Genomic DNA, 24,608 nt, shown 5'->3' on the forward strand with positions numbered 1-24,608 from the left:
AACACATTTATAAAGGAATTTATATAAAAGCAAAAATACACGTAAACCACTAGACACTATTTTAAATACAAACTGTATCCTAAAAAGATACAATGATTGATCAGCAGAGGATGATGCGTTACTTTAATCATTCAAGTGAAGAGTACTGTAAAATTAAATGGATAAATTAGACTGTATCAATACGTTTATTAGTGTCGTTGAATATGGAAATTTCAGCAGTGCATCACGTCACTTAAACATTACTAGAGATCAAGTTGCGAAAAGAATTTGTCATTTGGAAACTATTTTTAATACAGTCCTGTTCATCCGCAATACCCGTAAAATGGATTTAACTCATTCAGGTGAAAAATTTTATCAACACTCTAAAGTCATTATGAGTGAGTTTGAATGGGCAACCAGTGACTTTACCCATGACCAGAAATATCCCGAGGGTAAACTCAGAATCAATGCACCTCATTCATTTAGACATGCGCATCTTACCGAGATCATTTCTAAATTTATGACGCAGTATCCCAACATCAAAATAGACTTGTTTCTTTCAGATAAGTTCTTAAATATCAGTGAAGATCAATATGATATTGTGCTCAGAATCAGTCAAGATATTGATCAGCGTAATGCCCACCTGTTTAGTACCTATCATCGACATTTTTATGCAACTACAGCTTACTTTGAAAAATTTGGCGTACCCAATACAATCGATGAGTTAAAACAGCACAGTCTATTGTTGTATTCACAAACAGATTCAAGCACTAAAATTGTGCTGAGTAAGAATAAAAAAGAAGAAACTATTTACTGTACGCCAAAATTGACATGCAACAGTGGCGATTTCCTTTTAGATTTTTGTAAACAAGATCAAGGCATTATATTTTTACCCGATTTTTTAGCCAAAAAAGATCAAGATGCCGGAAAAATTATGCGTTGTTTAGAGGATTATCATTCAAAGCAACTTTATTTTTATGCAATTACGCCATCTCAACAAAAGATTCCTAAAAAAGTGAAGCTCTTTTTAGATCATCTCAAAAAACATTTATCTGATCGCTAATATATAAAGCTTTAGACCAGACTTTTACCTAATAACGAAGTATTCACGGCTCATGTTGTATCTTTATACAATACATAAAGCACTTCAATAAAGCGTTGTGTATGCAAATACTCAGCATCTAAGCTTGCAAACTTGACACAGATTTGAATTTTGGACTAAACACATTGTTCTGTAATCGGGTCTGCATATATTCAGCATAAACCGATAGTTTTTCATAAATATGTTCAGAATAAAACATATCTTCGACTAGGTTTTGCGCTTGAGCTAGATCATAAAGACCTGATAAATTTAAAATTTTAGCATTCATTTCTGAAAATTTACGACATAAAGCCACATGAAAATCATCTTTATATTTAAACAAAAGCTTCTGCATGTTTAATTTATGATCATGATGATCTAATTGCAGATTTAGACCATCTTGATCATTTTCGGGATTTACCAAGAAAATTCGAACCTTAAAAAAACATTCTATTTCAAACAAATAATCTGGATTGATCCGCTGATCTGTAATTAAAAAGATACGATCAACTTCTGCCTGAGTCAGTGCTTTGAACAACTGAAAATATACGAACTCCTGCGCATCCCATGTTTGATCTTGTAGATCTAAAAATAAGTTTAAACTTTCTAACACGACATCATCCTTGGTCAAATTCATGGTTTTTTCAACCTGATAATAAGGTTTTAAAATATCTTGAACTTGTGCAGTCAGAAGCGTTGAGTAAAGCACTGTTTGATTTAAATTCGCCAAAATAAACGGTGAAAACAAATAAGCCAGACTTAAATGATTTGAAGCAATTGCAGATTGGATAATCGCTGTACTTTTCTTTTTTGAAAATTCACGTAAGACTTTGGCACGCAATAATGTTGCTTCTAGATTTACAAATCTTTGATTGAGTTGCTCTATCACATTTTCAGAGCAATCATGCTCACATAAAACTTGTGTGAGCACATTCAACTGAGTCGTCACAAACATATCCCTGCCTCATTCTATACTGCATCGCGTGCGACTATTTTGGAAAGAAATCAAAAAGAAATATAGCCACAAAATTTTAGAAAAAATATATAACAGATAGAGCTGTGCTGATTGCTTCTGTTATAGTTATTTTAAATACCCACTTGCATTGACCTATGTATAAATCTGAACAACTGGCCCATAGCCTAAAATTATTGATTGAAAATGGGACATGGAAAGCACATGAAAAGTTACCCTCACTACGTCAACAGGTTGAACAATCAGGTTTAAGCCTGATTACAGTGATGAATGCTTATCAAGAGCTCGAAGCGCAAGGTCTGATTTATTCAAAAGAAAAGTCAGGGTATTTTGTTGTAGAACAAAGCTCAGATCACCCCACCACATTACATGTGATTAATGAAACAGTTGAAATTAACTCCGTTGTTTTCAAATATTTAAAATCAACCCAGTCTGAACACATTATCCCTTTAGGTTCTGCCTTTCCCAATAGCCAGTTGCTCTACTCCGCTAAACTGATACAAACGCTTGGACAACTTGCTCGACAACGGCGTAGCTATGAACAAACACCCAGTCTACCACCCGGAAATTATCAACTGAGAAAAATTATTGCTCAAAAATATGCTATGCAAGGCATCCCCACGGATCCATCTGATATTGTGATTACGTCTGGAGGTTTAGATGCATTAAATCTTTCATTGCAAGCACTTACACAAGCTGGGGACTATATTTTATTACAGCAGACGATTTTTTATGGGGCATGGCAAGCGGCTGAACGACTTGGATTAAAAGTAATTACCATCCCAGAACATCCTGAACATGGCATTGATTTAGACGCATTCGAACAGGCAATTTTAAAATATCCAATTAAAGTATGTTTGATGATGTTAAACGGTCAGAATCCAATTGGCTTTACTGTGAGTGATGAAATTAAATTAAAATTGGCGAAGTTACTCAACCAATATCAGATTTATTTGATTGAAGATGATGTCTATGAAGAACTTTACTATGATCAGAAAAAACCCCTCTCGATGAAGTATTTTGATCAACAAAATTGGGTACTACATTGTTCTTCTTTTTCCAAAACATTAGGTGCAGGTTTTCGTATCGGTTGGGTCTATGCAGGTAAATTCTCTGAACATATTCAACACACTCAACTTATGAGTACCCTTTCAGTCAACTCATTTATCCAAAATGCTTTGGTTGAATATCTTTCCCATCGTCATTATGAAAAACATTTAAAAACTTTACGATCCACCTTACAACGTTATAAAAAACAATATTTTAATTATTTAAAAACCCATTTACCTGAGCAATGCCATGTCAATTATTATCCTTCCGGGTACTTTCTATGGATTGAATTGCCTGAACAAGTCGATAGTAATGAGATCTATCAGCACATGTTAGAACACGGTGTTAGTGTCGCGCCGAGCAGCTTATTTAATATTAGCAATCAACAAAATCACTTTATTCGGATGAATTGTTCATTTGAAATGAATGAAAAGATTCAAAATGCATTAAACCAATTGATTTATATTATTGGTAAATCCGTGACGACATAAGCTGAATTTTTATAACAGATTCATCATTGCTTACTTATCTGTTATAGTTTTTTTCTAATTTTTTGTATCTACAGTGTGAACACTTTTCTATCCATAATGAATCTATATTAAGCAGAAAGAGATTTTGCGATGAATGATGACAAAAGCCCTAAAAAACCACAATATGCTGATAGCTCGATTTCAGACAAAGCCTTTAAACGCATGATCATCTGGTTTTTTATCTACTGTAGCCTGTTTTGTATTGGTGTTATTGTCACAATCGGTGCAGATCACGCTGCTTTAAATTAGATCTCAATTGATTTCAAAAGATACGATTGATAAAATACTCACTTAATCAAGTGAGTGTTTTTTCTGTATCTGTTGGCTTAAAAGTGTATAGGCATCTTTAAGATCTTCCCGCCCCATATCCTGTAACATACGCTGATGCATATCTAAAATATTCACATCTCCACGCCTTGCAGGACCCGTCTGCATAGTTTCAGGATCATTTTGGGTGGCTTTTTTTGCTGTTTCCAAAATTAATGGATACAGTAAATTAAAATCGACCTGCTGTGCATCGACCACTTGTTTAGCCATGTCATAACAATAATTTGTAAAATTACAGGCAAATACTCCTGCCAGATGTAAGCTCAGCCGCTGCGCTGAATTATATGGATAAACCTGATTACTTAGACTATTTGCTAGCGTCGTTAAAGTAGGCAAATCTTCTTGCAAAGCCGTTTCAATAAACAACGGGGTATTCTGCCAATCCACTTCACGTTCAAAGCTAAAAGTCTGTAAGGGATAAAAAACCCCAGATTTTACATGGTGTTCAGTCAATATATTGAGATTGGTACTGCCAGAAGTATGAACAATCAAAACATCCGAAAGTTGTGAATGAATCGTTTGGATGACTTGAGCAATGGCTTGGTCACTTACCGCAATAATTAATAAATCAATTTCAGGTTCTATACAATCCACAGCATCAATTGCCTGAGCATTCACCTGCTGGGCTAAGCTGTGTGCATTGTTTAAATTACGACTATAAATCTGAACAATATGATGTTGTTTTGACAGTGCTTTTGCAAAATGTGTAGCAACACGACCTGAACCAACAATACTAATACGCATATCGACATCTAAAACTTTAAATATACTTACAGCATGCCAATAAAAAAGGGATGAATCAATTCATCCCTCTCAGATTATGATGATTACATCAATTTAATGCATTGTTTAAATAAATAATTCGCTCAGCGGTACGTTTATTAAAACACTTGGTATATTGCATCTCTTTATTTTGTTGAGACATCGCATCATCCCAATATTGACGTTGTTGCTGATAGGTTTCAATTTCACTGTCTGGAATATCACCAAAACTTTTCTGTGAAATGACTTTACAATCAACATCACGTTTTTCAAACCATTCTGTTTGATCTTGCTTAAATTGCGCTTTTTGTTCATCACTCAAACTGTCCCAAGTCTGGTTTAAACGATCAACTTGTTTAAGCTTTTCTTCATCTAGCTCTTTTTTACGGATGTCCATGGCTTTTTGTGCAAGTGCTGTTTGCTCTGCATTTTCAATTTGGTTGACCTGCTCGCGTTCACGCATATCTTTATTTTCTTTCATATAGGCTGCGTATTGCACCGCTTTTACCGTAACAAAAGTTACCCCTTGAATAACTGCATCCTGATTAAGCACATCAAGGGTTAAACCATCTTTGTCTGTTTTCACAACATTGTAATTAAACTTACCTTTCAGCTGATCATTGGCCAATACCAATTTAGATTCACCAGCTTCGATATACTCACGTATACTGCGATAGCCATCACCTTCACATCCCTCCTCACAATCTTGCCCAAATTCTGCATATGAATTTTCAGCACGCTGTTGTAAGCCTTTCGGGAATTGAACCACTAACTGACTTTCACATTCCAGTTGATTGGTTTTAGACGAGTCTTCAGTGATCGTACGAACATTCTTCACTTCAAACTTTAAAGCATTGTTAATTTTCTGAAGTAGTGCTTGGTCAGCTTCATAACCAGAATTTTTAATATTGTCTGCGACTTCACGCAAATACTCATCTTTCAAATATTTTTGAATTTGATTGATATTATCTTGATTGGTACAACTCCACTCTGCAAGTTCAGCATTACCTTCATCTTTTTTCTTTTTGAAGTAATCACAGCCTGACAGCATCAAGGTACTAGAAATCGCAGCAATCATAAATAATGGGTTTAATGATTTATTCATTGTTTATCCGATCATATTTTTATGTGGCTCATTTAACCAAATAATTGAAGAATTTTCGAGTAAAAAATAAAAAGCTTCTGGATATTCAGAAGCTTTTTATACAATTTATGCCTGTTTTAACACCGAACATACCGCCCAAAAAGATTATGGCGTCGTTGCACCAAGTACTTCAAACTCAATACGACGGTTTTTAAATTGCCCTTCTTTGGTTGAATTATCTGCAATTGGATTGTCTTGACCATGTCCTTCAGCAGTTAACTGTGAGGTATGTACGCCCTTTTCAACCAAATATGCAACAACCGATTTTGCACGTTTTTCAGATAATTTTTTGTTTGAATCCGCATTCCCAACATTATCCGTATAGCCTTTAACCACGAGTTTTGCATCTGGTAGTTGTTTTAACAAATTCGCTGCCTTATCCAAAATCGCTTTATTGGCTTCCGGAATACCTGAAGAACCTGTCGCAAAATTAATTACCTGTAAATTCAATGCAGCTGCAATATCATTTACATTGGCTTTATCTGCCTGAATGCTTGACAGTGCTTGGTCTGCTTGTGAGTTACTTGTATCTACATTTGCAGCACTGCTTGTTGCAGCTGCATTTGCATCGGCTGTTTGCTCTACAGAAATATGTAGATTAGGAGCAATAGCTTTTAACTCATCTGCCAATTTTTGTGCTTGCGCTAAATCTGCTGTTTGAATGGTAAGTTGATCACCGATCCAAGCCAATGAAATGTTTGGAATACCTTTAATTTTAGCCAACACCTGATCTACAGCATTTTGATCCGGCAAATCAGCGGCATAAGCACTGCTGGCTGTGAGTTGACAATGATCGGTTTGACCAAACACTGAGGCAATACTGGTTTTTAAACTGTCCAATAAAGATTGACTGCTCGATTGTGCCTGACAACTTGCTAATTTACCTTCAGCATCTGTTGAAATTTGCAGTTCAGTGGCTTGCACATCAGCAACAGCTTGTGAAGCACTACTGCTTACTGGATCTCCCCCTACAGGTGGCTTGCTACTGCACTGTTTAAATAACAATGCGGCCAATCCTGCAATCACCAACAAAGCAATAATTGGCAATAACCAATTGGATTTTTTAGGTTCATCTTGGATCGAATTTGTTGTGATTGTAGACGTATCAAGGGGTACTGGTGTTGGAGATACACTTTGTACAGGTATCGGTGCCACAGGTTCTACAGGGGGAATAACTGCCTCAGCCACGGGTGCAGCTTGAGTCGTGGCTGCGAAACCAAGACCACCTACACTTAAACCCAATGTGGCAAATAATCCTGTTGCCCAAGCTGGCAAAGCATCTTGAATATTGTTCCATTGCGCTTTGATAAAATCAAAAATTTCATGCTTATCATCTGAACCTGCTTGATCTGCAAGCAATGATAAAGTTGGAGCAATAGAGTGGTTTAATGTGCTTTCAATTTCTTGGGTTGGTGCATTGCCCGCAACCAGTCCTAAAAAATGTGTGACTGTTTCTGGTTGATGACTGAAAATATCGCCTAAGCGAGGATTTAGATTTTGTTGAAGTGTATTAATAAGTTCTGGTTTTGATTTTAAAACAGAGAGGAGAATGGGATAAAAGGCACTTAAAGCACCGATTTTTTCATCTTGAAACTGAAGATCACCCTGTAAAACTTTTGTGGTCACCCGTTCTTTTAGAAGCTCAATAATATTCATAATTTTGGACACTCCGATTTCATTGTTGTATTTGTCACATTAAAAATCATTTTATTGATCATTTTTTATTCTAGTGATTAAATTCTAATAGTTATAATAGCTTTTTGTAGCACAGCGTGTTCAATATCTATTTGAAAAGCCAGCTTATGCTGGCTTTTTGTTTCAATTTTTGCGCTTATGTAAATTTTACAGCTTAGGCAGTAAACGTTTGCAGTACTTTACCGACCATTTTTTGATTGATTAATGGCGTATTTTTTCCATGAGATAAAATACTGTCATTGTTAACAACCCATTCTAGATCTGGATCAACCAAAGCCCAACCCGACTCTTTGACCCAACGATCCGTCATATTGGCCACTTTTGCAGGAGCAAGCGTAACTTTTTCAACCCATTCTAAAGGTTCAAACAAACCTTCACGAACCAATTGCACCCCAAAAGACACATAGGTATCAAATGCACTAATACCGGGTAAAGTCTCAGCAAAAGGCGCTAATTTCGCAGAGCCACTCAAAGGTTCATGATGGGTACAAATCGCATCAATCACACCGTCTTTGACACCTTGACGCAGTAATTCTTTGTCTTTTTCAGCACGCAATGGTGGGCGCACATGTGCCAAAGAATTAAAACCATCAATTAAATGTTCTGTTAAATGCAATTGATGCATTGCAACATCTGCCGTCACAGGCAAACCTTTGCTTTTTGCAATTTTAATCAACTCTACAGATGCACCACTTGAAAGCAAACCAAAGTGCGCTTGGACACCTGTTGCTTCAATCATCAATAGGTATTTCGCAATAGCAACTGTTTCAGCCAGTGCTGGAATCATAGGTAGTCCCTGACGTGAGGCAATAAACCCCTCATGTACACAACCGTCTTTTGCGATCTGATGCTCTTCTGGATAAAACACCACGGTCATGTCTAAACCAGCTGCATATTCCAAGGTACGCAGAACCACATCATCATCTTTAAAAGTAGCATATGCGTTGGAAACGGCAGTACAACCACCCTTTTTTAAACCTGCCATATTTGCGGGTTGTTTACCATTTAAACCTTGGGTTTGCGCACCAATCACTTGTAAATGAATACCACCATCTAACATGGCTTTTTCTACAAGTCCATGAATCAAAGCACCATTGTCTTGCACGATCGGCTTTGAATCAGGTGGGGTAAATACATGCAAAATACCATTTTCACGTGCCGCTTTACCTTCTGACTTCAAGGTACCATGCTGTTGCTGACCTGGCTCACGTAATCGTGCACACAAATCAACCATAGTCGGTATCAACCATTTTCCTTGTCCGTCAATGGTATCTACGACATTGGCAGATGATTCGACTATTTTTCCATGTTCAACATAAACCGTTTGTACAGTGTCAGTTTTTTTAATTGGGTCTAAGACACGTACATTTTCAATTTTTACACTACTCATGACTTTATCCTTAACCTTAAACCGCAATTGCTTCTAACAAACCTTTCTCTTGCAACTGACCTTGCATTGCCAAAGCCAAAACAGCCATTCGCACCGCAATACCATTGGTCACTTGATGCAAAATTACCGACTGTGCACCATCAGCAATACTAGAATCAATCTCTACACCGCGGTTCATCGGTCCCGGATGCATAACAATACAATCAGGTTTAGCCATGGCAAGACGATCTTTATTTAAACCATACATTTTGTAAAATTCAGCTTGTGACGACAAAGCTGGTGAATCAATACGTTCATTTTGAATACGAAGAGTAATGATCACATCACAGTCTTTAATGCCTTCATCCATTTTATTGAACAAGCGAACGCCTTCACCATATTCATCAAAACCACACGGAAGCAAAGTATTTGGTGCAATTACACGGATATCTTTACAACCTAAAGTCTGTAACGCTGCGATATCTGAACGTGCCACACGCGAATGCTTAATATCACCAATAATTGCCAGACTAATGTCTTCAAAATTCTTTTTCGTTTCACGGCGAATGGTTAACATATCTAACATTGCTTGAGTTGGATGAGCATGACGCCCATCTCCAGCATTGATGATTGCAACGTGTGGACAAACTGTTTCAGCAATAAAATGTGCTGCGCCTGATGAAGAATGACGTACAACAAAAATATCTGCTGCCATCGCTTCGAGGTTCCATAGTGTATCGCGCAATGTTTCCCCTTTTGAAGTACTTGATCGTGCGATATCAATGTTCAATACATTTGCAGATAAGCGTTTTGCAGCCGCTTCAAAAGTAGTTCGTGTACGTGTCGAATTTTCAAAGAATAAGTTCATCACTGTACGACCTTCTAAAAGTGGTGTCGTTATCAGTTGATTTTGATCATTTATAAAGGAATGGGCTGTATCTAGAATTTTGGTGAGGGTTGCTTTAGAAAGACCTTCGATGGTCAGGAAATGCTTTAAGTTTCCATCATTATTGAGTTGAATCTGACTCGGTGTATGCAATGCCGCCAAGTGCATGAGAGATTCCTTAGAGGTTAAGTTAACGTATTATACAGATTTTCTTTTTCTTTGGCAGTTGAAGTTTTGGACAAATAGTCATAAAAGTCAGCGATCAAATTTTAAATTTGATCTGCTTTAAGTCTGCAAGTTTGAGTGTTAAGTTGATCAATTTTTCTCGAAGTTGCTGAATCATATTGAGGTAGTCAATATCTGATTGATCTTTTAACAGCTCAATATAAGCATCTATTCGCAGCAAGGCTTGATTACGCCATTTAAGTAATTCTGCTATTGGATGGTACTTTTGTGGATCAAAATCATGCAGTTGATATTCCGATATTTGTATATTGGTTAATGTCACATCATATTCTTTTACACGTTTTAAGCACTTTAAGGTATCTTCTAAACGAAAGCGGATCTCGTGTTCACAAAGAAATTTTAAATGTGGCAAATCCTGTTGAGCAGCAAAATATTGTGCCAATGGGAGAGTAAAATCCTCATAAGGATACCAACGCCCATGCGCACAGGAGATTAATTCTTTATATTTTTTCTGTTCAACCCACAGTTTAAACACAACAGCCTTTGCTTGATGATAATGACTTAATCGCAGTTCAGTTTGTTGTGCCGACTCATCAGCCGTACCAACGTAAATCATTTGGTTGTTTTTTAAATATTTGCTAATTTCTGCATTGAATTTCGTATAACTCAAGTGATTGTCTCACAGCTTAACAACACTATAAATGAGTTTTAATTTTAATCACACTGTATCAATTAAGCTCTAACGCTATAGTTAGAGCTTATTGCCCGACTTATCTCAATGCACCAATATAGTGATGTGAGACTTGCGCTCGATAAATTTCTTCTTCTGTTGCACCAGAAACATATGCTTCCTCGCTTTGTTCAACTTGCGTTGTCGTTACTGTATTCACAGAGGAAGCTGGTTGTTCCTGTTCTAATAAATGCTGTAAGCGCAAGGCATGACGATTTAATTCTGGATCTTGAGTCGCCAATGACATATCAATCACATACTGTGCATAGCTTTTATTATCCACTAAATACATCACATCAATCACACGCCCTGTCACACGTCTTAATCGCGTTAAGATTAATGCCCCAATGGAAAACGCATCTGCATGTGCAATAAATCTGCTGTTGTTAAGATCTTGCATAGAAATCCCCGTATTTATTAATTCATTAAAAATTCAATTAAATTTCTGAGCCAATACGATGGATAATTAAGCAAATTGTGTACCAAAATCACACCATAAAATGAATTAATAATGCATACACATTATTCTCTATTTAAAAGTTTACCGACTAGAACTCGCCCCACACATTGCGGACCTTTAAATAGATCTAGAAATTGCCCCGTATGCACTTTACGTTCATCATCATGAATCAAGAACTACATGTGTGTTTTATTCATAGATGACTCATCTATTTAAATTGTAATACTGCATGCCAATTTTTCTTGGTCTTAAATGATTTCAGTAATAAAAGAATTTTAAATCAAATTTTAATGATAAAAATAGCGCCAACACATTTCCAATGAAATCAAAATTAATAACACACCCATCACGATATTAAAAAGACGCGCCCGATTTCCTGTATTTAAAAAACTTGCTAACTTTTCACCAGCAATCCCCCACAGCAATAAAGATAGATAACAGACAACAAAATAAATCGCTACAAAAACCAATAAAACAGCATGGATATGCCCCGTTGAAAATAGCCCTGTACCCGCCACTGCGGCAATCCATGCTTTAGGATTTAGCCATTGCATCAATGCACCTTGTATAAAGGTTGGTATTTTTGCTTCATCATGGGGTTGACTTGAGATCACGGTCCCTTTTGCACGTAGAATATTGAGCCCAATCCACAACAATAAAACTGTACCCAAGATCGTGATCACATCAAGAAGTACAGGATAGATCACGATCATTTGATACAAACCAAAACAGACTGATGCCAATAACAAGGTAAAACCAATGGTCGCCCCTGAAATAAATGCAAAAGTTGCTTTTACACCATAATTCATACTGCTGGTTAAAATGGTCAAATTCACAGGTCCCGGTGAAATCGACATAGATAGCGAAAAAATAAACATTGAAACAATAAGACTGAGCATTTTTTAAATTCGTTATTTGATCTTATCTACATATTGATATTTGAATATATTTCAAGCAAAAAACCCAAATTTTTAACTGAATTTGGTACTTTTTATAAAATTTCGGACTTAAAAGGTCATTCTATAAGTTTTCGTCATCAAAATACGCTAAAATACGCGATTGCTTTTTTAATGTCTTTGGAAATATTCATGAATTCGAAACCACGTCTTTCTACATATTGGGTTACCTGTGCAGATGGACTAGAAACCTTACTGCAAGAAGAAATTCAAGGTTTAGGGATTCAAGATATTGAAAAATTTCCTGGACGTTTGATCTTTAAAGGCAAACTCGAAGATGCATACCGTGTTTGTATGTGGTCACGTTTGGCTTCTCGTGTACTAACACCGATTCATGTTCATGAACTTGAATTTACCCATGACGCACGTGACGTTGCAGAAGAACTTTATGAAGGTGCGATCAATTTTGATTGGTCACTTATTTTTGCACCACAAAGTACTTTCGCAATTCGTCTTCACGTAGAACGTGATATTAAAGTCAACACACAGTTTGCGACTTTACGTGTTAAAGATGGTGTGGTTGATTCCTTCATGGAAGCTGTAGGTAAACGTCCAAGTATCGACATTAAACAGCCTGAAATTACCCTGTATGTGCTTGCTGGAAAAACTGAACACACCTATTGTTTAGATTTATCTGGGGATTCTTTACATAAGCGTGGCTATCGTCGTTTTATGACAGATGCCCCAATAAAAGAAAACCTAGCAGCCGCTATCCTACAAAAAGCACAGCTTAAACAACGCAATCCAGAAATTATTCTTGACCCAATGTGTGGTTCAGGAACCTTTATTATTGAATCATTGATGATCCTAACTGATCGTGCACCTGGTTTAGTGCGCCGTTTCGGCTTTAATGGCTGGAATGGGCATGATCATGAGTTATGGATGTCGATTAAAGCTGAAGCAGCTGAACGTCATAAAGTTGCCCTAGAACAACCTTTACCTAAATTCTATGCCTATGATGCAGATTGGGAAGCAGTAAAAGCAACCAAACAAAATATTATTGCTGCTGGATTTGAGCAACAACTGGATCAAATTCAAATTGAAGAGCGTACTTTAGCAGATTGGCCCGATTTCCAAGCTGAAGGCAAAACTTCATTTATTGTCACCAACCCACCTTATGGTGAGCGTTTAGGAGAAAAAGCCTCTAACCGAGCTTTATATCTGGGTCTGTCAGCACTTCTACAAAAGAATTTCCCCAATCAGCATGCTGCCGTTATCGCAGCGGCTGTTGAACAAGCTGATGTATTGGCATTTAACAATCCACAAATCTTACGTTTAATGAATGGTAAATTGCCAATTTATATTCGTTTTGGTGATATTAAGCCAGCAGCTGTGGTTAAACCTTTCCTTGCAGATTGGCAACATCAACAATTTGAAAAAATTGAAGGTGCAGAAGACTTTACCAATCGTTTGCAAAAAAATATGCAAGCTTTGAAAAAATGGGCTGTAAAAGAAGATATTTACTGTTTACGTCTCTATGATGCAGATTTACCAGACTTTAATGTCGCTGTAGATTTGTATGGTGATCGTTTACATGTTCAAGAATATGCACCACCAAAAACCATTGACCCAGAAAAAGCCAAAAAACGTTTTAACCTTGCTTTGGCTTCAATCCGTGCCGTAACAGGTCTAGGTCGTGATGCGATCTTTATTAAAACTCGTGCCCGTCAAGAAGGTAAAACTCAGTACGCAAAACAAAGTACTGCATCTAAACGTTTTATTGTGCAAGAAGGTAAAGCCAAAATTTTAATCAACTTGACTGATTATTTGGATACTGGATTATTCCTAGATCACCGTCAAATGCGTCTACGTATTGCAGCTGAAGCTAAAGGAAAACATTTCCTGAACCTGTATAGTTATACCTCTACAGCAAGTCTACACGCTGCTTTAGGTGGTGCTGCAAGTACGACAAGTGTTGACTTATCCAATACTTATCTAAATTGGTCTAAAGAAAACTTTGTCTTAAATGGCTTAACGGTTGATCACCCAGATGAACAGCATCAATTCTTCTCAAGTGATTGTTTTGAATGGTTAAAAGAAGGTCATGAACAATATGACATGATTTTTATTGACCCACCAACCTTCTCAAACTCAAAGAAATTCTACGGTACTTTTGACGTGCAACGTGACCATATTTCTTTACTTAAACGTGCAATGAACCGTCTAACCACCGAGGGAACGTTGTATTTCTCAAATAACTACCGTGGTTTTGAGATGGATGAAGAAATCGATGCAATGTTTGATGTACAAGAGATCACCAATGAAACGATTGGCTTAGATTTCAAACGTAATCAAAAAATCCATAGAGCATGGAAAATTAAACACTTCCCTGTTTAATCATACTAGACCTCGGGCTTATTTATAAGCCACGGGGTCAATTTCATGTCCTATATAAAGTGTAACGCGATCTTGGGTTGTTATTCGCACATCATGGCGTTGATATGGATTATAGCCAACCTCAATTATTCTATATTTTTCTAGTGGTTTTAAATACTTATCCCCAGGTTGATTTGGGTCTGGGTCTTTTTTCTGCCACTCGAAATCAGTTAATACAGTAGAATAAATTTCATCTTTTTTAGCATCGTCCGACCTTTCCTGAGCAACTTGTTTATGCAGGTTATTTTGCTCTTCGACAGGTTGTTGTGCATTTTCCTTGACAGCTTTAATAATAATGGGTGACAGTTTAACCACACCTACAGATTGCTCTGCAAGATCTTGATCATCTAATTTATCTGCCAATGCCTCTATCGAACTAAATGCCATCAAGAGAAAACCGAGTATTTTTAAATAATCAGATTTGTCCTTATCTTTGATCATCATGATCAACTTTTCCTTTCTTATTATTCCTCATTGAAAAACTATCAATTTTTGACCGTTTTTTCAATAAATTCATGAAAAACCCGATAATAGGTAAAACCGAAATAAACACGCATAAATATCTGATGATTAAAATAATATGATAAAAAGCCAAGACTATGCCGATTGCTGGTTTAGGATGGTTTATAAATCTATGCATCCCTATAGCTCTGGATGCTTGATTGAAGGATTGAACAGGCACTAAACCTTTGCATCAATTCTATGATGTGTAGTGTTTTCCCTATTATGCGAAAGTCTTAATGTGGCATTCTGCTGCTCAATCAACCTTATTTCCCCTTCACTAGTGCTATCCATCAAGATTACTTCCCCTTGCACCAATGCTTACACTTATGTAGAACGCGAAAGTCCTACTGATCGGAATCTGTAACACGCAAAAATATAAATGCTTATCCAATAAAAAAGCCAACCACCTTACGGTAGTTGGCTTCGGTTATACTGCTGGATAAATTAACTTAATTTTAATTTACCAAAATCAAGTTGACCATTTTCAGCACTGATTAAGATGGTATCACCTGCTGTAAATTGACCGGCAAGGATTTGCTGAGCCAATGGATTTTCAACCTGTTGTTGAATTGCACGTTTAAGTGGACGCGCACCATATACAGGATCAAAACCAGCATCAATCAGAATATCAAAGGCCTGATCATCGACTTTCAATCCAATGTCTCGTTCAGATAAACGTGAACGTAAACGATCCAATTGAATATCCGCAATGCCACGAATTTGTGATTTTTTCAACGAGTGGAACACCACCAATTCATCGATACGATTAATAAACTCAGGACGGAAATGTTGTGATACGGCATTCATCACCGTTAAACGAACATCTTCATCACTGGCACCTTCACCGAGTTCACGTACATCACTTGAACCTAAGTTCGATGTCATCACAATCACGGTATTTTTAAAGTCAATCACACGGCCTTGTGAGTCAGTTAATCGACCATCATCCAACACTTGTAATAAGATGTTGAATACGTCTGGATGGGCTTTTTCAACTTCATCAAATAACACCACACTGTACGGTTTGCGGCGGACTGCTTCAGTTAAAACACCACCTTCTTCATAACCCACATAACCCGGAGGCGCACCCACCAAGCGACTCACCGAATGCTTTTCCATAAACTCTGACATATCGATACGGATAATCGCATCATCACTGTCAAATAAGAAGTTACCTAAAGCCTTGGTTAACTCAGTTTTACCCACCCCTGTTGGTCCAAGGAATAAGAACGAACCACTTGGACGATTTGGATCAGATAAGCCCGCACGTGAACGACGAACTGCATTTGAGACAGCAACCACAGCTTCATCCTGTCCCACCACACGGTTGTGTAAGAAATCTTCCATATGGAGTAATTTCTCACGCTCACCTTGTAGCATTTTTGACACAGGAATACCGGTTGCAGCACTGACCACTTCTGCAATTTCATTTTCAGTCACTTTGGTACGAATCAGTTTTGGTTCTTCATTGACTTCCGCAACCTCTTCTTCATTTAAGCGTTTTTGCAACTCTGGAATCACCCCATATTGCAAACGACTTGCTTCTGCCAAATCACCTTCACGTTGTGCTTTTTCAAATGCAGTACGTGCTTTATCAAGTTCGATTTGCGCCTGATTTGTACCATCGACTAGACGCTTTTCTGCAATCCAAATTTCTTCCAAATCACTATATTCTTTTTCAACATCTGAAATTTGTTTTTCCAAATGCTCAACTTCAGCTTTACTGACTGAATCTGCATCTTTTTTCACCGCTTCCAATTGCATTTTTAATTGGATTAAACGGCGATCTAAACGGTCAAGTGGCTCAGGTTTTGAGTCAATTTCCATTTTGATACGTGATGCTGCTTCATCAATCAAATCAATCGCCTTATCTGGCAATTGACGGTCTGTAATATAGCGATGTGACATTTTCGCGGCTGCAATGATTGCAGAATCGAGAATTTGCACACCATGATGCGTTGCATATTTGTCTTTTAGACCACGTAAAATTGCAATGGTGTCTTCAACACTTGGTTCATCCACCAGAACTTTTTGGAAACGACGTTCCAAAGCTGCATCTTTTTCAATAAATTGGCGATACTCATCCAGTGTTGTTGCACCGACACAACGTAATTCACCACGTGCCAATGCAGGTTTTAACATATTACCTGCATCCATTGCGCCATCACCTTTACCCGCACCAACAAGCGTATGTAGCTCATCAATAAACAGGATGATTTCGCCATCAAATTTAGCTAAATCTTTGAGTACTGCTTTTAAACGTTCTTCAAACTCACCACGGTATTTTGCACCAGCCAACAACGAGCCTAAGTCTAACGATAAAACACGTTTACCCTTTAAGCCTTCAGGCACTTCACCATTGATAATACGCTGTGCCAAACCTTCCACAATCGCTGTTTTACCGACACCCGGTTCACCAATCAATACAGGATTATTTTTAGTTCGACGTGACAACACTTGGATGGTACGACGAATTTCTTCATCACGGCCAATTACAGGGTCGAGTTTGCCTTCCGCAGCACGTGCCGTAAGATCTACAGTATATTTATTGAGTGAATCTCGCTGATCTTCATGGTTATTTGCCATAACTTGTTCGCCACCTCGAATATTTTCAATTGCTTTGCGTAGTTTGTCAGTTGTTACACCTACACTGGTTAACAATGTTTTGGTTGCACCTGTTTCAGCAAGTGCCAAGATCACCCAATCCGTAGATAAAAATTCATCTCCGGCTTTTTGAGCAAAACTGTCTGCCAAATTAAGCGCACGCACAGCTTCAGGATTTAAATTGATATCCCCAGTTGGTGTTCCAATTTTTGGCGCGTCTGTTAAGGCTTTTTGCAGTTTTGTTTTTAACTCAGGTAGATTGGCGCCTGACTGTTGCAACAGGCTAAGATTGGATGGTTCTTCCAATAAAACAGAAAGAATATGAATACCCTCAATTGCGGTATTATCATTACCCATTGCCTGAGATTGTGCATCAGATAAGGCTTGCTGCAGGCGGTTCGTAAATTTTTCAAATCGCATTCTTGTTATTCCTCACAACAAATTTTGTACTTGAATAATAAATGGGAACGTTTTTTTCGATTTCAATAGCAATAGTGAATTAATTTATATATTTTTCAAAAGCTTACCAAAACACTTGGAATAGATTTCAGTATTAATATCTGTGCTGAAACGTTATTTTTCAAGTAAGATGATGGAAAAATATAGAAGATTAGTTTTTTAAGCGTTTGTATTTTCAACGATATGCTTTTAGAGTAAGGAGTATTGAGAGATTTTAGTATAAGAACAATGTTGACTTTCGGTAAATCATTATCTGTATTAATTGCAGCATCTGCACTGTATGCCTGTGGCTACAAATCGCCAAATAGTGAAAAATTTCCGCACCAACATATCCAGCAATTAACACCGAATATATCAGGCATAGAATTCACATGGTTTAAAACCTCTGATGATATGAATAGAAAAGCCATCAATGAAAATTTTATTGTCTACAATTGCCCTGAAAGTCATATAAAACAAAATCCTGTAAAGAATTTTAAAATATGTACTTACGATCTAAATCATGATCAACAGATTCAGCCTCATTTCATTGCTGCACAAACAAATCAATTGATCGATCAAATTGTCGCCTTAAATCACAATCACTTTCTCATCACTATAAAAACATTTCAATCTGGTGTGAATGATCCAATGCAAGCTTATTTGTTCAATGCACAGACACAAAATTCAACGGCCATGACTTCATTTTCCTATACTGCATTTGCTCAGACAATTTTAGAGCAAATGGTGCAAGAAAAAACATATCAAAAGAAAGTCTTAGAATATGGCACAACGGTTTATTTTGATCCTCAATATATTTCGGCCAAAGCAGCCGCAGAAGCTCAAAAAGAACATAAACAACAGCAGCAATCTGTAATCGAAAATTTCAAAGATATTTTTAGAGACAAGCCTGAACAACCAAAACGTGATTTTTCACCAGATGATTATCCTGCTCAACCTGCCGAACCATTTAATTTAAAGCTCATTCAACAGTTAAAGCTTTATCTACAACAGCACCAAGCAGAATGCTATTTAATTCTTGATCACGAAACACAGCTCTTAAAAACACCACAAAGTTATCTCTATAGTCGTGATTTTTCCAAATTTCTGCCACAGTTAGCAGATGAAATAAGACTGCCTGAATGCAAAAAGCCAGTAGAGTTATCCACTGTAAATGCCAAATATCTAAAATATCAAAGTATTGATGACGTTCAAGGTTCAGGAAATCATTATATATTCTGGTTTACACCGATTGGCTATGATGTATTTGAAATCAAACAACATGGGCAAAATAAACAATTTAAGCTGCCCATTGACACTGCTTGGATATACCAAATTAGAAATAAACTGATCATCTCGGTTGATCAAACTTACTACATCATTCCACTTTCTGAATGAAGCATTTTAACCGCATAAAAATTTTATGCTACGCAACCTATTAAGCTTTCAATACACTTACACTTCTGACTTGGTTGCAGAACTTTGAGAAACTGCACTATTTGCTGCAACACTTTGGGTAATCCATACATTTCCACCGATTACAGCACCCTGACCAATGGTAATACGCCCAAGAATAGTTGCACCTGCATAGATCACCACATTGTCTTCTACGATTGGGTGACGTGCATATTCTTTCTGTAAACGCCCAGAATCATCAATTTCAAAACGTTTAGCACCAAGCGTTACGGCTTGGTAAATCCGCACATTTTTACCAATAATACAGGTTTCACCAATCACCACACCTGTACCATGATCAATAAAGAAACCTTGATCGACTTGTGCACCCGGATGTATATCTATGCCAGTTTTTGAATGTGCAATCTCAGCAATTAAACGTGCCAACAATGACAAGTCTTTTTTATAAAACTCATGTGCAATACGATGGTAAATAATTGCCAAAATACCCGGATAACACAATAAAACCTCATCAACACTTCGTGCTGCTGGATCACCATCATAGGCCGCAATCACATCTGTATCTAAAATACGGCGTAGATCTGGTAATTTTTGCGCAAATTCACTGACGATACTTTGTGCCAATACCTCAATCACATCGGCATTTTCGTTGTGCTTTTTATATTTATAATCATAGGTTAAATTGAGTTTGACTTGCTCCAATAATGAGTGCAAAGTTTTCTCAAGTGCATGTGCAATATAAAAATTTTCACTTTGTTGGCGTAGGTCAGGTGGTCCAAGTCGCATAGGGAACAAGATGCCACACAGATCATTCATGATTTTCTTAATTTCATCTTTTGAAGGTAATTCCCTACCGCCAAAGTCTTTTAAGCTTTTACGTTGAGTACGCCATTCATTTCGAGCTTGTTGTAGCTCATCCACAATATTGGGGATATTCCATTGGGTCATATATTTACCTACTGAAATGACTTTTCACAATCCATGCGCTTAACATGAAATTTTATTATTCACTTTGAATGAACAGGGTCTGTTGGCAATTCGTTTATGTTTGCGACGACGAGTGTTTTTAGGCGATCCGAGGCACGAAATACGAAATTTAGTCATCTAAACTAGTAGTTCGTAACGAAGTAGCAGCAAAAAACACTCTAGTCCCTCAACTACACTTTAGACTGCAAACAAAGCAGTGCTTTGTTCTTACTCTGGGTTATCGTTAAAATTATCTCAGCCTACATTATAAAACGCAGAAATAAGCTGGCTATTCTCCTTATCCCATGCGTTACGACATATACGCTCATGCTCAATTTTAACCTACAACGCAAACTATAATATGAAATGCTAGCAGACCCTTGATACTATTTTATTAGCAATCTTGTAGATAAACATTCTTCGTATAAAGATATCTTTAAAAATCATTTAAACCTTATTTCAAAATAAGAATAAGCAATTCAATTTTTATTAATTTATTGAATATATAAAATCATTATAGTTGTTATCAATACATCTGATACATGATGACTTAGACGTGATTTAAGTCTCAAAAAAGGCAATTGAAATGACGAGTTTAAATCAGCAACACTTTACCGAATTAACAACGGCTCAAATTGAAAATATCTTTGAACAAGCAAAACAACGTGTTGAAGATCATTATCTAGAATTTACTGGAACGATTTTACCTCATGAAGCATGGGCTTTGTTTAAAGCAGGACATGTGGTGATTGTTGACGTACGCACCAACGAAGAACGTAAATTTGTCGGCTATGTAGAAGATACAGTGCATATCCCGTGGGCAACAGGAACTGCGCTGAACCGCAATCCACGCTTTGCCAAAGAACTTGAAACTAAAATTGGAAAAGACAAGATCATTCTACTGCTTTGCCGCAGTGGCAAACGTTCCGCTGCTGCTGCAAATGTAGCTTTTAATGCAGGTTTTGAAAATATTTACAATATTGAACAAGGCTTTGAAGGCGACCTTGATGAAAACGATCATCGTGGTTCTTTCAATGGATGGCGTTTCCACAACTTACCTTGGCGTCAGGAATAAGGCTTTTGCTTTATTCCCTTTATGAATTTTTCCTCGAAAATGGCAATAAAACGCACGCAATAAACCTCAAATTAATCCAATAAATATACAGCACAATTAAACCCCAAGAGCAAAATTTTTACTTTATTGGAGAAGATAACAACAGCATTTTTAAATCAAACCAGTAATCAATAATTAATTTCCAATACCACCAAGGATTAAAACATGGCTAAGAACCAAGAAGTCACACGCCAAGCATTGAATGATCAAGCAGCTCGTCAACTTGCCAATGCGACAAAAACAGTACCGCAACTCTCCACCATTACACCACGTTGGCTAACACATTTATTGCAATGGACCCCTGTTGAAGCGGGTATTTACCGTGTCAACAAAGTCAGCAATACCGATGACATTCAGGTGGCTTGTACACAACGTGATGAAGCAACACTTCCACAAACTTTTGTCGACTATGAAGTTAATCCACGTGAATATTTTTTAAATGGTGTTTCCACAGTTCTGGATATTCATACCCGTGTTTCTGACTTATATAGTAGTCCTCATGATCAAATCAAAGAACAGTTACGCTTAACCATCGAGACTATTAAAGAACGTCAAGAAAGTGAATTGATCAATAATCCTGAATACGGCTTGTTGGCAAGTGTTGCAGATGAACAACGTATTTCCACTTTGACAGGTGCACCCACACCAGATGATTTTGATGATTTACTGCGCAAAGTTTGGAAAGAACCGGGCTTCTTCTTAGCACATCCCGATGCGATAGCGGCTTTTGGACGTGAATGTACCCGTCGTGGTGTTCCACCACCAACCGTAAGCCTATTTGGTTCACAGTTCATCACTTGGCGCGGTATTCCACTGATTCCTTCAAATAAAATTCCAGTTGAAGACGGCAAAACCAAAATTATCTTGTTACGTGTCGGTGAAAAGCGTCAAGGTGTTGTTGGCTTATTCCAACCAGGTCTTGCAGGTGAACAGGCACCAGGCCTATCTGTACGCTTTATGGGCATCAATCGTAATGCAATCGCCTCTTACTTAATCTCCTTATATTGTTCTCTTGCTGTGTTGACAGATGATGCACTCGCTGTGCTCGAAGATGTGGAGGTAGACAAGTACCATGACTATCCAACAACTTACAAGTAATCAAGCCACTCCAGATATTTCTTCTGATCATATTGCTGATGCACCCATCAGTGAATCTGTCATTGCTCAATTGGCTGCTGAATTTTTTTCGGCTTTACCCAAACAAAACCCACAAGGTTTTAACTTTGATCTACCCGATCAACGATCTCAAGGTGTTAGCCATCAACCACAGCCTAAAGATCCTATTGCTGCATTGTCTGGACGTATACCTGCCATTGTGCAACAGGCAAATTTAAATCCAGATTCTACACATCACTATGTAGAACCGACCGCCGATCATCCTGAGCGTAGAATTCTATCTTCTTCGCCCATTGTTGGGGGTGCAAATACTCCTGATCCATTTGCGGTCGGACAAAAGCTAGATTTGTCTTTGAATCCTACACAAATCACACAACACACTGCTCCATCAAACCTAACAACGACTGCACCACATCAAGCGCAATCGAGTTATTACTTTTTGGATCTGCCTCACCCTGAAGTTACCAGCGCCCAAACAGTAAATACAAATGTGGCTCAAACTGATGTGCTTAAAAATCCATATGCTTTTGATGATTATCATGTGACTGATGACCAGCAATTAAAAAGTGTATTACAAGATCGTAACGACAAACCTGCAACCGCAGCGTCTGGTTATTATTTTCTTCAATCACCTACCATTGAAGCTGTTCGTCCGCATTCAGATGTGCAAATACCCGCGAATACTCAGAACTATCAACCCATTGATATTTTGCAAATCCGTCGGGATTTTCCCATCCTACAAGAACGTGTAAATGGTAAACAATTGGTTTGGTTGGATAATGCAGCCACCACCCATAAACCTCAGGCGGTCATCGATCGAATTTCATATTTCTATCAACATGAAAATTCGAATATTCACCGTGCAGCGCATGAACTTGCAGCACGTGCCAGTGATGCTTATGAGCATGCTCGGGATGTTGTGGCTCGCTTTATTGGGGCTACTTCAGCAAAAAATATCGTCTTTGTTCGAGGTACAACAGAAGGTATTAACTTAATCGCAAAATCGTGGGGTACGCAGAATATTCAAGCGGGAGACGAAATCATTGTGTCCCATCTTGAGCATCATGCCAATATTGTGCCTTGGTACCAACTCAGTAAAGAAACTGGTGCAAAACTCCGTGTAATTCCTGTAGATGATACTGGTCAGATTCAGATTGAGGAATTTGTAAAATTGCTCAATCCTAGAACCAAACTGGTTTCGATTACACAGGTTTCTAATGCTTTGGGTACTGTAACGCCTACTCAAGAAATTATTGCATTGGCGCATGCAGCAGGTGTGCGAGTTTTGATTGATGGTGCTCAGTCTGTTTCACATATGCCCACCAATGTTACTGCCTTAGATGCCGATTTCTTTGTGTTTTCTGGGCATAAAGTTTTTGGCCCAACAGGTATTGGCGCTGTCTATGCCAAGTCTGAATTACTTGATAGCATGCCTGTATGGGAAGGCGGCGGAAATATGATTCAGGATGTGACTTTTGAGAATGTGGTCTATCAACCTGCCCCAAATAAGTTTGAAGCAGGTACGGGGAATATTGCAGATGCTGTTGGCTTAGGTGCTGCCTTAGAATACGTAGAAAGCATTGGAATCCATAACATTGCACGTTATGAACATGACTTGCTTGAATATGGTCAACATGCGCTACAAAGCGTTTCTGGACTACGACTGATTGGTACTGCATTAAATAAAGCCAGTGTGATGTCTTTTACACTGGCAGGCTATGAAACGGAAGAGGTTGGGAAAGTACTCAACCAATATGGAATCGCCGTACGTACTGGGCATCATTGTGCCCAACCGATCTTACGCCGTTTCGGTGTTGAACGTACGGTACGCCCTTCTCTTGCGTTTTATAATACCACTGAGGAAATTGATTTATTGGTTTCAGTATTACATCAACTGCGCCGTGCTAAACCTTATAAATCTTAATTTTAAACTTTAGCGTTTAATT

At 37.7% G+C, this 24,608-nt stretch carries 20 protein-coding genes; 8 read left to right on the forward strand and 12 right to left on the reverse strand.

Annotation, left to right across the window (positions count from 1 at the left end):
* Positions 1 to 157: 157 nt before the first annotated feature.
* Entirely contained in the window at positions 158 to 1,042 is an 885-nt protein-coding gene (locus tag L3V46_RS11940; RefSeq protein WP_239045789.1) for a LysR family transcriptional regulator, read from the forward strand.
* Positions 1,043 to 1,160: 118 nt separating this feature from the next.
* Here the strand turns inward: L3V46_RS11940 and L3V46_RS11945 are convergent, their stop codons facing one another.
* Positions 1,161 to 2,015: a hypothetical protein gene (locus tag L3V46_RS11945; RefSeq protein ID WP_239045790.1), complete on the reverse strand. Its 855-nt coding sequence runs from the start codon at positions 2,013 to 2,015 to the stop codon at positions 1,161 to 1,163.
* A 155-nt stretch (positions 2,016 to 2,170) separates the two neighbouring features.
* On the opposite strand from L3V46_RS11945, the gene L3V46_RS11950 reads away from it, so the two are divergent.
* On the forward strand, positions 2,171 to 3,574 hold the full coding sequence (locus L3V46_RS11950) for a PLP-dependent aminotransferase family protein (RefSeq protein ID WP_004721084.1): 1,404 nt from the start codon (positions 2,171 to 2,173) through the stop codon (positions 3,572 to 3,574).
* A 129-nt stretch (positions 3,575 to 3,703) separates the two neighbouring features.
* The gene (locus L3V46_RS11955) at positions 3,704 to 3,862 is read left to right on the forward strand and encodes a hypothetical protein (RefSeq protein ID WP_004721086.1); all 159 of its coding nucleotides are present in this window, start codon (positions 3,704 to 3,706) and stop codon (positions 3,860 to 3,862) included.
* Between the two features lie 42 nt (positions 3,863 to 3,904).
* Here L3V46_RS11955 and L3V46_RS11960 read toward each other — a convergent pair whose 3' ends face one another.
* The 8 genes from L3V46_RS11960 to L3V46_RS11995 form a co-directional block, all read right to left on the reverse strand.
* Complete coding sequence (locus tag L3V46_RS11960) at positions 3,905 to 4,684, reverse strand: Rossmann-like and DUF2520 domain-containing protein (RefSeq protein ID WP_239045791.1); 780 nt, start codon at positions 4,682 to 4,684, stop codon at positions 3,905 to 3,907.
* Positions 4,685 to 4,772: 88 nt separating this feature from the next.
* A complete protein-coding gene (locus L3V46_RS11965; protein ID WP_004820998.1) occupies positions 4,773 to 5,807 on the reverse strand; it encodes a hypothetical protein in 1,035 nt (344 codons plus the stop codon).
* Between the two features lie 144 nt (positions 5,808 to 5,951).
* The gene (locus L3V46_RS11970; RefSeq protein WP_239045792.1) at positions 5,952 to 7,502 is read right to left on the reverse strand and encodes an OmpA family protein; all 1,551 of its coding nucleotides are present in this window, start codon (positions 7,500 to 7,502) and stop codon (positions 5,952 to 5,954) included.
* 193 nt (positions 7,503 to 7,695) lie between these two features.
* Positions 7,696 to 8,931, reverse strand: coding sequence for a dihydroorotase (locus tag L3V46_RS11975; RefSeq protein ID WP_004820993.1), 1,236 nt, complete (start codon positions 8,929 to 8,931; stop codon positions 7,696 to 7,698).
* A gap of 16 nt (positions 8,932 to 8,947) precedes the next feature.
* On the reverse strand, positions 8,948 to 9,964 hold the full coding sequence (locus tag L3V46_RS11980; protein WP_004721095.1) for an aspartate carbamoyltransferase catalytic subunit: 1,017 nt from the start codon (positions 9,962 to 9,964) through the stop codon (positions 8,948 to 8,950).
* Between the two features lie 94 nt (positions 9,965 to 10,058).
* The gene (locus L3V46_RS11985) at positions 10,059 to 10,652 is read right to left on the reverse strand and encodes a hypothetical protein (protein ID WP_239045793.1); all 594 of its coding nucleotides are present in this window, start codon (positions 10,650 to 10,652) and stop codon (positions 10,059 to 10,061) included.
* Positions 10,653 to 10,752: 100 nt separating this feature from the next.
* Complete coding sequence (locus tag L3V46_RS11990; RefSeq protein WP_004820990.1) at positions 10,753 to 11,112, reverse strand: hypothetical protein; 360 nt, start codon at positions 11,110 to 11,112, stop codon at positions 10,753 to 10,755.
* A gap of 347 nt (positions 11,113 to 11,459) precedes the next feature.
* Entirely contained in the window at positions 11,460 to 12,071 is a 612-nt protein-coding gene (locus tag L3V46_RS11995; protein ID WP_034618157.1) for a LysE family translocator, read from the reverse strand.
* Between the two features lie 189 nt (positions 12,072 to 12,260).
* On the opposite strand from L3V46_RS11995, the gene rlmKL reads away from it, so the two are divergent.
* Positions 12,261 to 14,465, forward strand: coding sequence for a bifunctional 23S rRNA (guanine(2069)-N(7))-methyltransferase RlmK/23S rRNA (guanine(2445)-N(2))-methyltransferase RlmL (rlmKL, locus tag L3V46_RS12000; RefSeq protein WP_239045794.1), 2,205 nt, complete (start codon positions 12,261 to 12,263; stop codon positions 14,463 to 14,465).
* Between the two features lie 18 nt (positions 14,466 to 14,483).
* On the opposite strand, the gene L3V46_RS12005 is transcribed toward rlmKL, so the two are convergent.
* Complete coding sequence (locus L3V46_RS12005; RefSeq protein WP_224965343.1) at positions 14,484 to 14,948, reverse strand: hypothetical protein; 465 nt, start codon at positions 14,946 to 14,948, stop codon at positions 14,484 to 14,486.
* Positions 14,949 to 15,452: 504 nt separating this feature from the next.
* On the reverse strand, positions 15,453 to 18,032 hold the full coding sequence (gene clpB, locus L3V46_RS12010; RefSeq protein WP_239045795.1) for an ATP-dependent chaperone ClpB: 2,580 nt from the start codon (positions 18,030 to 18,032) through the stop codon (positions 15,453 to 15,455).
* Between the two features lie 267 nt (positions 18,033 to 18,299).
* Between clpB and L3V46_RS12015 the strand changes: the two genes are divergently transcribed.
* The gene (locus L3V46_RS12015; protein WP_239045796.1) at positions 18,300 to 19,448 is read left to right on the forward strand and encodes a hypothetical protein; all 1,149 of its coding nucleotides are present in this window, start codon (positions 18,300 to 18,302) and stop codon (positions 19,446 to 19,448) included.
* Between the two features lie 57 nt (positions 19,449 to 19,505).
* Here L3V46_RS12015 and epsC read toward each other — a convergent pair whose 3' ends face one another.
* Positions 19,506 to 20,414 carry a serine O-acetyltransferase EpsC gene (epsC, locus tag L3V46_RS12020; RefSeq protein ID WP_004820985.1) on the reverse strand — a complete coding sequence of 303 codons (909 nt, stop codon included), beginning with the start codon at positions 20,412 to 20,414 and terminating at the stop codon, positions 19,506 to 19,508.
* A 604-nt stretch (positions 20,415 to 21,018) separates the two neighbouring features.
* Here epsC and L3V46_RS12025 point away from each other — a divergent pair.
* The 3 genes from L3V46_RS12025 to L3V46_RS12035 all read left to right on the forward strand — a co-directional run bounded on the left by L3V46_RS12025 (position 21,019) and on the right by L3V46_RS12035 (position 24,586).
* Positions 21,019 to 21,507: a rhodanese-like domain-containing protein gene (locus L3V46_RS12025; protein WP_004820984.1), complete on the forward strand. Its 489-nt coding sequence runs from the start codon at positions 21,019 to 21,021 to the stop codon at positions 21,505 to 21,507.
* A gap of 204 nt (positions 21,508 to 21,711) precedes the next feature.
* Positions 21,712 to 22,644, forward strand: coding sequence for a family 2A encapsulin nanocompartment shell protein (locus tag L3V46_RS12030; protein ID WP_004721119.1), 933 nt, complete (start codon positions 21,712 to 21,714; stop codon positions 22,642 to 22,644).
* Positions 22,619 to 24,586, forward strand: a complete 1,968-nt coding sequence (locus L3V46_RS12035; protein ID WP_239045797.1) for a family 2A encapsulin nanocompartment cargo protein cysteine desulfurase — start codon at positions 22,619 to 22,621, stop codon at positions 24,584 to 24,586. Before L3V46_RS12030 ends, L3V46_RS12035 begins: the two co-directional genes overlap by 26 nt.
* Positions 24,587 to 24,608: the final 22 nt, after the last annotated feature.

Origin of the sequence: Acinetobacter sp. AG3 (genome assembly GCF_022343575.1) — a bacterium.
Taxonomy (GTDB): Bacteria; Pseudomonadota; Gammaproteobacteria; order Pseudomonadales; family Moraxellaceae; genus Acinetobacter; species Acinetobacter guillouiae.